Origin of the sequence: Psychrobacter submarinus (assembly GCF_904846685.1) — a bacterium.
Classification (GTDB): domain Bacteria; phylum Pseudomonadota; class Gammaproteobacteria; order Pseudomonadales; family Moraxellaceae; genus Psychrobacter; species Psychrobacter submarinus.
Genome location: NZ_CAJHBQ010000002.1, coordinates 516,076 through 528,102, shown reverse-complemented (window position 1 = coordinate 528,102; position 12,027 = coordinate 516,076). Strand labels below are relative to the sequence as shown.

The following is a 12,027-nucleotide window of genomic DNA, read 5'->3' as shown; positions in this document are numbered from 1 at the left end:
CCTTTATCCAAGTAAAGAGCCCTTATAAATAATGGTGAGCTAACTATTGCTGTAAAGCGTGTTTTAAAGAGTAGGGTTGTCTGCTAAGTGCTTTTCACGCAGTTTTTGTCTGAGTACTTTTCCGACGTTGGATTTCGGCAGTTCATCAACGAACTCGATATAACGCGGACATTTATAACCAGTCAAATTATCAAGGGCAAAGTCTTTAACCATCTCTTTAGTGACATTACTATCCTTACGGATGACGTACATCTTGATAGATTCCCCTTGGTGCTCATCAGGCACACCAATGACTGCACAATCGATGATACCTTCATAGTCGAGCATAACCGACTCAAGCTCATTAGGGAATACATTAAAGCCTGAGACCAAAATCATATCCTTTTTGCGATCAAGCAACCTGACATAGCCTTGTTCATCCATACTAACGATATCGCCAGTACGGAAATAGCCATCGTCGGTGAAGTCATCTGTATTATCTCGATTGAGGTAGCCTAAGGTGACATTAGGGCCTTTAATGCACATCTCACCAGCTTGATTGTAGCCGACGCGGTTGCCGTCTTCATCAATAATACTGACATCGACGCCCGGAACTGGCACGCCTATAGTACCGTTAAACTTACGATCAGTAACGACGTTGGAAGTACCAACAGCAACGCCCTCAGTCATACCCCAACCTTCAATCATAGGGCAGCCTGTCACTTCAAGCCAGCGCGTCGCTGTCTGCTGAGTCGCAGCCATGCCACCGGCTTGAGATATCTTTAATGAGCTAAAATCTAATTTTTCAAAGTTAGGATTATCCAGCAGTCCTTTAAATAAAGTATTCACCGCAGGGAAAATATGAAACGGCTGTTTGGATAAGGTCTTAACAAACCCAGGAATATCGCGCGGGTTAGGAACGAGAATAAAAGTATATCCTGATCGTACCGCTAACAGACTCAGCATAAAGGCAAAAATATGATACAGCGGCAATGCCATCACCATATTGATATAAACATCATTGATCTCGCCGGTGATAGGGCGTGTCCAAGCCTCAGACTGTAGAGCGGCCGCTACGACATTACGCTGCGATAAGATGGCGCCTTTTGATAGGCCTGTGGTACCGCCGGTGTACTGCAAAAACGCTTTTTGATCCAAAGACATTTTTGGCTTTTGAAAAGGCATATTTTTGCCTCTTTTGAGCACATCTGGGAATTTAGTGACGGCATGTTTTGGATCATTGAGCTTATATTTGGGTACTAAACGTTTGACTTGCCGGATGACGGTGTTGACTAAGATACCCTTAAGACCCATCATATCGCCCATTTTCGAGAGTACGATATGCTTAATAGCGGTCTCATCGACGACTTGCTCTAGCGCTTGTGCGAAGTTATCGACCAAGAAGATAGCTTTTGCGCCAGAATCGTTGAGCTGATGGCGCAGCTCGCGGCCAGTATATAAAGGGTTGACAGGAGTACAAATATAACCGGCACGCAAGATGCCTATCATCGTTGGCAGGTACTGCGGTACGTTTGGCATCATTAAGGCCACAACGCTCCCTCTAGGCAAGCCTTGCCCTTGTAACCAAGCGGCGATAGCTAATGAGGCGTCATCGACGTCACCGTAAGTATGAGTGACACCCATACAGATACTTATAGGATGCTGGCGATAACGGCTAAAGCTCTCTTCATAAAGCTCTATGATATTGGCATAATTATCTGGATAAATGGTCTTAGGTACACCAGCGGGATAACGAGCATGCCAAGGTTTATTCATTGTCATTTTCTGCGTCCTTGAAGTTTAAGGGTCTTGATTGGATCATTCCATGAAAGATGAGACAGTTAATAAGCATAGCAATGGATGACGATAATAGAGCAATATTTAGATGACTTAACCGTTCGTGTTTGTGATTAGCCGCTTTAAATACACTTTATGTCACAAATGTTACCGCTCATCCGTTTTCTAGTAACTTTAAATAATAGGCAAAAAAACCTCAAAAGTATAGTAACAATTACTCTAAAAAGTGCTCAGGCCTAAAAGTACGGCGAATAAACGAAGATTCGAAGTTTTTCGAGGGCCTCATATCACGTTAAGCGGCTACTCATGATTTTTCCTAAATCATCTTTGCCGAGTAGCCTGCGAACCGTTTCTATCACTTGTTATTGTATTCGTGGATCGCTTGCTCGATAGTGTCGCGTAGGCTTTTAGGAACACGAACGGGCTTAATAGTAGTGGTTTGATTATTTTGTGCAGCCGATTGACCAGATAATGAGCCGTCTGCTAGGGTAGCCGCTGGCTCTGAGTTTTCAGAGGCAGTAGGGTTTAGCTGATTTTGTACGCAAGCGATAACTATTTTTGCACTGCTTAATAAAGTATCTGAGCTGGCTTGTTTTGGATGCTGAGTTGGTATTGACTGCCGGCGATGAATGCTTTGATAAAAAATAATGCTAGCTGGTTTTAGCTCGACTTTGTCGATACGTACTTCTATGGTTTCGTCTAATAAGATGGCCTTACGATATTGCAACTGCGCTTGGCTCACGACAAAATGCTGTATATGGCCTTCTTGGGTCTGCAAAAAGTAGCCGCTAATATTAAGTTTGGTGAACCAATCACGGCGACAGTTCTCAAAAAACACCAAATGATTGGCGTGATAAACAATGCCGCCGGCATCTGTATGGTTGATATATATAGAGTAGTTAGTAGAAAATAACGGATCTGCTGTTATCGCTGGGACGCTGTCAGATTTTGTAGTCATAAATTTACTCAGTCATAAATAGTAAGGCGCAAGTAGTAAGGTGCAAAGTAATAGCGGAGCCTAGTACTAAAGGTTTAGGAAGGTTTAATACTCTATCCTCTTGCTCATAGTAATCACCGGCTCGTCTTAGTAGACATATTTTTTAATAAAGCTACTTTTTGATAAAGCCACTTTAGCGTAAGGATTGGCAGCAAGCAACAGATAGCGCACTAACTCTGTTATGATTACGGCTCGATTAGACGCTAATCACCAAACTAGCGGTTATAATTAATAAAAGCTCAGTTATTTAAAAGCTTGGATAGTTAATAGCTAAATAGCTTAATATGATAACTAGCATAAGCATAATAAAATGAATAAAGAGGGTAACGTATGGTCCGTTTTGTCAGTTTCAATATTAATGGTATTCGCGCGCGTCAACATCAGCTTGAGGCGGTACGCGACATCATTGACCCCGATGTGATGGGGTTGCAAGAGACCAAAGTTCATGATGAACAGTTCCCACTAAAAAACGTCGAATCTTTAGGATATCATGTCGAGTATTTTGGCCAAAAAGCGCATTACGGCGTGGCACTATTGTCAAAAGTTGCCCCTATATTTGTTCAAAAAGGCTTCCCGGGTGAGGATGAGGAAGCACAAAAACGCTTCATCCACGCGCGCTATGTTTTTGAAGGTCGCGAGATTGATGTACTAAATGGTTATTTTCCGCAAGGAGAGAGCCAAGATCATCCGATTAAGTACCCGATGAAAAGAGCTTACTACGCAGATTTGACGGCTTATATTGATGTGTTAATCGCCGAAGGCCGGACGCTGATTATCATGGGTGATATGAATATTGCGCCAGAGGACATCGATGTGGGTATTGGCGAGGTAAACGCTAAGCGCTGGCTAAAAAATAGAAAAACCTCCTTTTTACCAGAGGAGCGTGAGTGGTACGCGGCGCTGATGTCTCGCGATTTAATCGATACCTATCGTTTGCATTACCCTGATAGTGAGGACTTTTATAGCTGGTTTGACTATCGTAGTCGCGGCTTCAATGATGATCCCAAACGCGGTCTGCGTATCGACCATATTTTATGTACCCCTGATTTAGTTGACCAGAGCGCAGATGCTGGTATCAGCTATGATCTTAGAGCGATGGAGAAGCCCTCAGATCATGCCCCAATTTGGTCAGCTTTTGATTTAAGCAAATAGAGGCTGATTTTTACCAGCTTTAGTAAGCGCGTTTACCCTAATTCATACTTATCCCTAATTCATACTTATAGAGGAAGCATTATGGCTGTTGGAGATACGGCAGTACCTGACACAATATACCCTATCGATGGCATCACTCTTAGCGCTACCGCAGCTGGCGTGCGCTACAAAGACCGTGATGATTTAGTCCTCATTGAGATTGCCAAAGGCGCAAGTGTCGCGGTGGTCACTACTAAAAACGCCTTTTGCGCCGCTCCCGTCAGAGTACTTCGCGAGCACTTTGCACAGGCCAGTCCGCGTTATCTAGTGACGAATACTGGCAATGCCAACGCCGGAACAGGCAGCGATGGCAAGCGCCGCGCGAGCGATATCTGTGCCGCTGTTGCTACTAGGGCAGGGGTCGACACTGAGAGCGTGTTGCCGTTCTCTACAGGCGTCATCGGTGAGCCGTTAAATAGCGATGCCGTCATCAAAGGTTTAGATGAAGCCTTGGCTCAGCTAGCGCCTGATAGCTGGCTCGCTGCTGCCAACGGTATTCGCACGACTGATACTTTGCCGAAGCTTGCCAGTCAAAAAGTGGAAATAGCTCAGGGTGATAAAAAAAGTACTTATCACATCACTGGTATCTCTAAAGGCTCGGGCATGATACGACCAAACATGGCGACGATGCTTGGCTATGTCGCCACTGACGCTAATATCAGTGCTGATCTATTACAAGAGATGCTAAGCGCAATTAATGAGCAATCTTTTAATCGTATCACTGTAGATGGCGACACTTCTACTAATGATTGCTGCGTGCTCATAGCGACAGGCAAGGCGAGTCTCGATGTGATTGATAGCCCAGAGCATCCTCATTATCAGCCGCTATTTACTGCACTGACTGAGGTGTTTGTACGCTTAGCACAATTGATCGTCCGTGACGGAGAAGGGGCGACTAAGTTTATGACGGTTAAAGTAACCGGCGGTAATACTACTGAGGAGTGCTGCGATGTCGCTTATGCAGTGGCGCACTCACCACTGGTAAAAACCGCGTTTTTTGCCAGTGATGCCAACTGGGGACGTATATTAGCGGCTGTCGGCTACGCTGGCGTCCCAGATTTAGATACTGAACAGGTCGATGTGTATCTAGATGAAGTGATGATTTGTCAAAACGGCGGCGTTGCACCGGACTATAAGGAGGCTGATGGGGATAAAGTCATGAGTCGTCCAGAGATTACTATCGGTATCGATTTGGCGCGCGGAACAGCAAGTGATACGGTCTACACTTGCGACTTATCGTACGATTACGTCAAGATCAACGCTGATTACCGCAGTTAACTTAATTTAGAACCTTTTAACAGGTTTAATGGTTCATTGACAAAAGTTGCAAACTTTGACGTTAAGTTACAAAGGAGTCATAGTGCTAGAATGGGTGCTCGCTCTATAATTATTTTGATTTGAAAAACTATAATCAATATAAGTTACTAAATTAACGAAGCTGTGAACGAAGCTTAAATTATATTAAGCGCTATTTATAGACTATTGGTTTTTATCATCGATAGGTGTTATCAACAGCTGTTAACTTATTAACTATCCATAATTTATATCAATTGAGGATTTATTCATGAAAAAATTAGCAATAGCAGCATTCGCAACTACTTTCGCCTTAGCCGGTTGTTCTACCATGGACCTTAATGACGAACGTACTATGGTTGTCGAAGGTGAAGCGCAGAATGTTAAAGTAGTTAATATTCCTAACTTAAAGATTGAGATTGCCCCTACTAAAGCGGTTTGTGATGTCACTGCAAACACAGGTGAAGTGATTAAGTCTGAGTGCTTGCAATTCCGTCAAGCGCATCAAAGAAACTTCACTTCATTTAATGGTAACATCCAAGGTTTCACTTATGAGCCAGGATACCGCTATATGTTAGACGTCCGCCAAGAAGCGGTCGCTGACGAAGCTGCTGGTGTGGTTAAGCCAGTATGGTATCTAAACGAAGTTATCTCAAAAAACGCTGAGTAAGCTTTGATAGGTGACTAAAACTCATATCTAAACTTATCGTGATTAAATGTAAAAAGCCTCTAATTATTTAGAGGCTTTTTTATGGTCATTATTTTGTCAGCGTAGCTAAGGCTTTATCATTAGCTGTCATTAGCATTAAGCATACTTAGCATTAACTATAATTAGCACTGACTGTATTTAACACTGACCCCGTGGCTGGCTGTGGGAATTCGGTTATTTGCAATCACAGCAAGCCCTGCACGCGAAGTCTCTTTATAGCTCTCAAGCATGTCAGCGCCAGTTTGTTTCATGGTCTCAACCACTTTGTCAAAAGAGACGAAGTGCTGACCATCGCCGCGGCAGGCAAGGCGCGCCGCATTCACCGCCTTTACCGCGCCCATAGCATTGCGCTCGATACAAGGCACTTGCACAAGGCCGCCAATAGGGTCGCAAGTCAGACCTAGGTTATGCTCAATACCGATCTCAGCAGCATTGAGGCATTTGGCAGGATCGCCGCCTAATATCTCGGCCAAAGCTGATGCCGCCATCGCGCAAGCAGAGCCAACTTCGCCTTGGCAGCCGACTTCAGCGCCTGAGATAGAAGCGTTTTGTTTAATAAGGCTTCCAATAGCTGTGGCATTGAGTAAAAACTTGCGCGCGCCATCCAAGCTATAGCTAGATAGAAAATCACGGTAGTAATGCATGACAGCTGGGATAATACCTGCTGCGCCGTTAGTCGGAGCGGTCACGACATTACCGCCATTAGCGTTCTCTTCGTTGACGGCTAAAGCGTATAAATCGATCCAATCCATCGCCGCGAGTTTATCTGTTTTGGCACTAGGGCGGTCTTTTTCAGCGCACAGCTGTAAATATAGGGCTTGGGCTCGGCGTTTGACATCGAGACCTCCAGGCAAAATACCACTACTTTGATAGCCTCTGGCTACGCAGTCTTGCATTGAGTCCCATATAGAGTCTAAGTATGCAAGAACCTCCTCTTTATCACGATAATGGCACTCGTTCGCTAGCACCAACTCACTGATACTCAAGCCGTTCTTTTGGCAGCGCTCAAGTAACTCTGAGGCGCTATTGAACGGATAGGGGAGCTCTTCTATCGTCGGCGTCGCATGATCGTCATCAGGGTTGGTGGCGTCCTCTTCATTGATTACAAAACCGCCCCCGACGGAATAGTAGGTTTGTTGGTAGCGGCTATCGTCAGCTAAGCGCGCACTAATTGTCATCGCGTTGGGATGATAAGGCAGCACCGTATCACTATACCAGTGAATATGATGATCTACATCAAAAGCAATCTCATGCTCGCCTGCGATATTAAGGGTCTTATCTGAAAATATAGGTAGCAGATATTGGCTGGTAAGCCGGGTGTCTATGGTGCTAGGAGCATGACCGAGCAACCCAAGCAAGATAGCGGTATCAGTCGCGTGTCCTTTGCCGGTAGCGGCTAAAGAGCCAAAAAGATCGATTTCAATACTTTTTATTGTGTCAAGCTTAGTCTGTTTACGCAGTGCGGATAAAAATAAATTAGCGGCTACCATAGGGCCCACAGTATGTGAGCTTGAAGGGCCGACACCAATTTTAAATAAATCAAAAACACTAATCATAAGTAAATACTCTAAAGGTTAAATATAAAGCCGATAGCTTGTCAGTAGACAGCGTCTATTTGACAGGCACATATTAGGTTGCTTAAGGATTAAGAATTATGCTGCTTTGAACATAGATACTTGAACATAGATACTTGAATATAGACAAGGATACAACTTGAGGGTTGTTGTCTCAGAATATCCATTTCATAAGGGAGTGCTCGAAAATCAGACAGTATATCAAAGGGTCTAATAAGCGCTTTTTTTTGCTATAAAATTCCGTTATTATGCTGAGCACTAACACAGCTGTAACATCCTGTAATAAAATAAACGGCTTAGAGTCTAAACTCTAAGCCAAAAGCGTCCAATTATCAACTCAGTAGAACATATATCAATCGACGTGACTAACGAAAAAAAGCAAGACTTTCGCTATCGATGTTTAACTAATTATTATTAATGTCATTTATCATTAATATGACTAGTCAACAGGGCTTAACACCTTTCAATAATGAAGCCATATCTTTCTTTTTAAGTAAATCAACGCAGTTGGGTCAAATAGGAAACGCGCATGACACCCCCTTCAGAACAACCGACGCAAACCTCATCGGAACATAATGCACTAGAGGCTGCAGGTATTGAGACTAATGCTATGACGATACCGCATCATCCAGACTTCGATAATGGCAAATGGTTTCCCACTTGGCGTCCGTTCCAAGGCGACTTAGATCGTAACCCAGTAGGAATCAATGAATATTTGTCACCATCAAAGAGCATTTTGCTAGGTATTCAGCATACTTTTGCGATGTTTGGCGCGACAGTATTGGCACCTTTATTAATGGGGTTTGACGCCAATCTAGCTATCTTGATGTCAGGCATCTGTACCATCATGTTCTTTGTGATTACCGGTGGCCGGATGCCGAGCTATTTGGGCTCAAGCTTCGCTTTTATTGGTCCTGTCATAGCAGTAACCGCTTACGCAGGCACCGGTTTCAATAGCGGTTTGGATGTGGCCTTGGGCGGTATCATGGCCTGCGGTATCATTTATGCGCTCGTAGGCTTACTGGTGATGAAGACCGGTACGGGCTGGATAGAGAGCTTGATGCCGCCTATCGTCACCGGCGCTATCGTGATGATTATCGGTCTAAATTTAGCGCCAGTCACTATTCAAGGCGTCTCGGCCAATCAGTTTGACGCTTGGATGGCAGCATTGACAGTACTGCTCATTAGTGGCGTGGCGGTATTTACGCGCGGTATGCTGCGCCGCCTACTATTACTAGTTGGCCTGATTTTATCTTATGTCATCTATTACATCGTTACTAACGTGATGGGCTACGGCACACCGATTGATTTTACGACTGTCGCTGCAGCCTCATGGTTTGGTCTGCCTAGCATTCATACGCCGCGCTTTGAGATGAGCGCTATTGTCTTGATTGCACCGGTGGCTTTTATTTTAGTCGCCGAAAACTTGGGTCATTTTAAAGCGGTGGAGGGCATGACCAAAGCGCGAGTGACGCCTTATATGGGCCGGGCATTTCTTGCTGATGGCTTAGCAACCACATTCTCGGCCGGCTTTGGCGGTACTGGAGTGACCACGTATGCTGAGAATATTGGCGTTATGGCAGTCACTAAAGTCTATAGCACCACGATATTTGTCATTGCTGGGGTAGTCGCAGTGATGCTAGGCATGTCGCCTAAGTTTGGCGCGATTATTCAGACCATTCCAGCTGCATTATTAGGCGGTGCCTCTATCGTCGTATTTGGTTTGATTACTATTGCAGGCTTGAAGATTTGGATGGATAACAATATTGACTTCACTAAAAACAGCAATCTTGTTATTGCTGCTGTGACCGTCATTATGGGGACAGGTAATTTCAGTCTCATGCTCGGTAGTTTCGATTTGGGCGGTATAGGTACCGCCACTTTAGCAGCCATCGTACTCAACGCTTTATTTAATCGTCAAAAAAACTGATCTTATATCTTTAAGAGCTTTTAGCATTGAGAATAAAAAGGCGAGTCTGTTATCAGGCTCGCTCTTTTTTTTAGGCTAATACTTCTTATTATAAAACCGCGCAAAAAACCGATAGCGGCGTAGCGCTCGAGGTTTGGGCTTTAGTGAGCCCAAATAAATAGCCAACATCGTCAATAGTGCGCCGATCCATTGCAAAGCATTAATGGGCTTATCTAGCCAAGTATAGTCAATAAGCAAAGCGGCAACCGGCTCAGACAACAGTAATAATCCGGTCAAAGCCAGCGACAGCTTAGGAATAGAGTAGGCAATCAAGCCCCAAGCTAAGCACTGCATTACAGCGCCATAGACCAGTATCCAGCCCACCTCTGACAAAGTGCTGGGAATAATATTACCTTTATCTAGTATAAGCATCGGGACTATCATCGCCAGTACTCCGCCAATACTGACCAGCTGCATTAGTACCAGTATAGGAGTCGGCTCGGTATCGTGGGTCTTACGAATAAATGTCATCGAAGCGGCTAGCATACCGCCTGAGACGATACCAGTGATAAAACCCCAAGTCGCCGCAGAATTTTGTGCAAACTCTGGACTACCTATCATAGCGACGCCTAGCATCGCTAAACATAAACTAATCAATTGCAAAATAGACTGGCGCTCATTGAAGTACAAAAACCCAATCGCCGCCAAAAAGAAAATCTGCAAACTATTAAGCAGCGTTGAGATACCAGGGCCGACTGCATAGATACTCTCATGCCAAAGCGCTAAGTCCAAGCCCAAAAACGCGCCTGACAATAACCCATAAAAAATAGCGGGTCTCGAGCGTGGCAAGCGTTGTCCGGCTATCTTGGCTAATACTGCAAAAACGATCCCTGAGATAGCCAGACGCCAAAATGACATCGCCCAGCCTCCGACATCGACATGGGCGACAATAAGGCTACCTAAACCAAAAATAATACAACCTATGACCAAGCCAATGGTAGCAGTACGCGTGTTGGTATTGGACATAAAGCTCCCCTCTGACTTATTGACCTGCTTATGGGTCTGATTGATTTACAAACGACTATGATATTGCACTGACTTTGCGCTTACAAAAATATAAGCCTAAAAAAGAGCACAAGTGTATACCTTTTGATTGAAAATCTAAATGGCATAACGATAATTTTGTATAGCCGACTCCTTATTCGCTATTTGTGGGTCTAGCAGTTTATAATAAACAAGCCTTTGATGAGTTTTCGGCCTTATGAGCAATCAAAAACGCTATTCAAATTTTTGTTAATAACTTACTGGTATATACATTATCTATGTCACTACTTAGATCTACGCCCAATACGCTATCTGCACTGACCGGTCGGTACCTCGCTACAGGAATGCTGATGTCGGCTGGCCTAATGCTTGTTATGCCAAGCGCACAAGCGGCGAGCTGTAAGCTACCCAAAAGCTATTACAAAAACGTCTCTTGCACTGCTAACAGTCGTTATTTTTTAGCGATTAAAGATTTTGGTGCGCCAGTTGCTTTAATCAACAAGCAAGGTAAGCGGGTCGTTGATTTGTCGCGCTATCAGCAGGTAGACGCCGACAAGCTAGCGGGCGGATTGATACCTGTTGAGCGCAGTAATAAGGTTGGTTATGTGAATATGAAAGGACGCGAAGTGGTGCCACTGATTTATGATAAGTTGGGTGAATCATCTGGCTGGGCGCGCGCGGCGACAGATGGACGCATCGTGGTCAAAAAAGGCGGTAAATATGGCGTTATAGATACAGCGAACAACATCATAGTGCCGTTTTCTGCCTCTATCAGCGATATCGATAATTATAAGGGCGGTAAAGCGCGGGTGCGTAAAGGTCAAGCCATCAGCTGGCTCGATAAAAATGGTAATACTATTTCAGACCCCAGTCCTGTCAGTGCTAAAAATAATGCTAACGACACAAATAACGATACTGCGGCTGTTAACCGCGCATCATTTACTACTTTGCAAGCCGATCAGCGCGATGGTAAATGGGGCTTTGTCGATGATCGTAATATTACTATGATTACCTATTCGTTTGATGCCGTGCGTCCTTTTTCTGAAGGTCTAGCAGGCGTGCGTATCGACGGTAAATGGGGTTTTGTCAATTTAGGCGGGGAGCTGGTGATTCCTTTTCGTTTTGAGGAGGAGGGCGTAGCGAGCAGTGGCAGCTATCGAGAAGCGCCTTCTTTTGTCTTTAAGCAAGGAAAAGCTTGGATTGGCAGTCTGCAAAATGGCGATAAGATGTGTATTGATAAAGCAGGCACCAATGTTGGCTGTGATTGATGAATAGTCCCCAAAGTAGAAATGAGCAAGATTAAATGAGTAAAGCGGCGCATTATTAGGGCGTGTTGAACATTCACAAATGCGCACTGCTGATCGCTACTAGTTAATCAAAGCTGTGTTCTAGTCGTCGTTAAAATTGCAGGTAATGCTTATTGCATTGGCTAGCTGATTTTATTTAAACAGTCGCAACGACTAGGACGATTTTAGCATCAGCCCTAACTACAACAATAGGGACAGGACTCTTTTTTGCCGCTTTATTGATAAAA

At 44.3% G+C, this 12,027-nt stretch carries 9 protein-coding genes; 5 read left to right on the top strand and 4 right to left on the bottom strand.

Features of this window, described 5'->3' with window-relative positions:
• Positions 1 to 63: 63 nt before the first annotated feature.
• Both JMY03_RS08390 and JMY03_RS08385 read right to left on the bottom strand, forming a co-directional pair.
• On the bottom strand, positions 64 to 1,761 hold the full coding sequence (locus tag JMY03_RS08390; protein ID WP_201602912.1) for an AMP-binding protein: 1,698 nt from the start codon (positions 1,759 to 1,761) through the stop codon (positions 64 to 66).
• Positions 1,762 to 2,131: 370 nt separating this feature from the next.
• The gene (locus JMY03_RS08385) at positions 2,132 to 2,734 is read right to left on the bottom strand and encodes a hotdog domain-containing protein (RefSeq protein ID WP_201602909.1); all 603 of its coding nucleotides are present in this window, start codon (positions 2,732 to 2,734) and stop codon (positions 2,132 to 2,134) included.
• A 369-nt stretch (positions 2,735 to 3,103) separates the two neighbouring features.
• Between JMY03_RS08385 and xthA the strand changes: the two genes are divergently transcribed.
• The 3 genes from xthA to JMY03_RS08370 all read left to right on the top strand — a co-directional run bounded on the left by xthA (position 3,104) and on the right by JMY03_RS08370 (position 5,927).
• Entirely contained in the window at positions 3,104 to 3,925 is an 822-nt protein-coding gene (gene xthA / locus JMY03_RS08380; RefSeq protein ID WP_201602906.1) for an exodeoxyribonuclease III, read from the top strand.
• Between the two features lie 81 nt (positions 3,926 to 4,006).
• Positions 4,007 to 5,242, top strand: a complete 1,236-nt coding sequence (gene argJ / locus JMY03_RS08375) for a bifunctional glutamate N-acetyltransferase/amino-acid acetyltransferase ArgJ (protein ID WP_201602903.1) — start codon at positions 4,007 to 4,009, stop codon at positions 5,240 to 5,242.
• A 286-nt stretch (positions 5,243 to 5,528) separates the two neighbouring features.
• On the top strand, positions 5,529 to 5,927 hold the full coding sequence (locus JMY03_RS08370) for a DUF4377 domain-containing protein (protein ID WP_025646915.1): 399 nt from the start codon (positions 5,529 to 5,531) through the stop codon (positions 5,925 to 5,927).
• A 161-nt stretch (positions 5,928 to 6,088) separates the two neighbouring features.
• Here the strand turns inward: JMY03_RS08370 and JMY03_RS08365 are convergent, their stop codons facing one another.
• Entirely contained in the window at positions 6,089 to 7,522 is a 1,434-nt protein-coding gene (locus tag JMY03_RS08365) for an L-serine ammonia-lyase (protein ID WP_201602900.1), read from the bottom strand.
• 628 nt (positions 7,523 to 8,150) lie between these two features.
• Here JMY03_RS08365 and JMY03_RS08360 point away from each other — a divergent pair.
• Positions 8,151 to 9,470, top strand: a complete 1,320-nt coding sequence (locus JMY03_RS08360) for a solute carrier family 23 protein (protein ID WP_265089632.1) — start codon at positions 8,151 to 8,153, stop codon at positions 9,468 to 9,470.
• A 75-nt stretch (positions 9,471 to 9,545) separates the two neighbouring features.
• Here JMY03_RS08360 and JMY03_RS08355 read toward each other — a convergent pair whose 3' ends face one another.
• Positions 9,546 to 10,475: a DMT family transporter gene (locus JMY03_RS08355; RefSeq protein ID WP_201602893.1), complete on the bottom strand. Its 930-nt coding sequence runs from the start codon at positions 10,473 to 10,475 to the stop codon at positions 9,546 to 9,548.
• Positions 10,476 to 10,771: 296 nt separating this feature from the next.
• Here JMY03_RS08355 and JMY03_RS08350 point away from each other — a divergent pair, with 296 nt between their 5' ends.
• Positions 10,772 to 11,761, top strand: coding sequence for a WG repeat-containing protein (locus JMY03_RS08350; RefSeq protein ID WP_201602890.1), 990 nt, complete (start codon positions 10,772 to 10,774; stop codon positions 11,759 to 11,761).
• Positions 11,762 to 12,027: the final 266 nt, after the last annotated feature.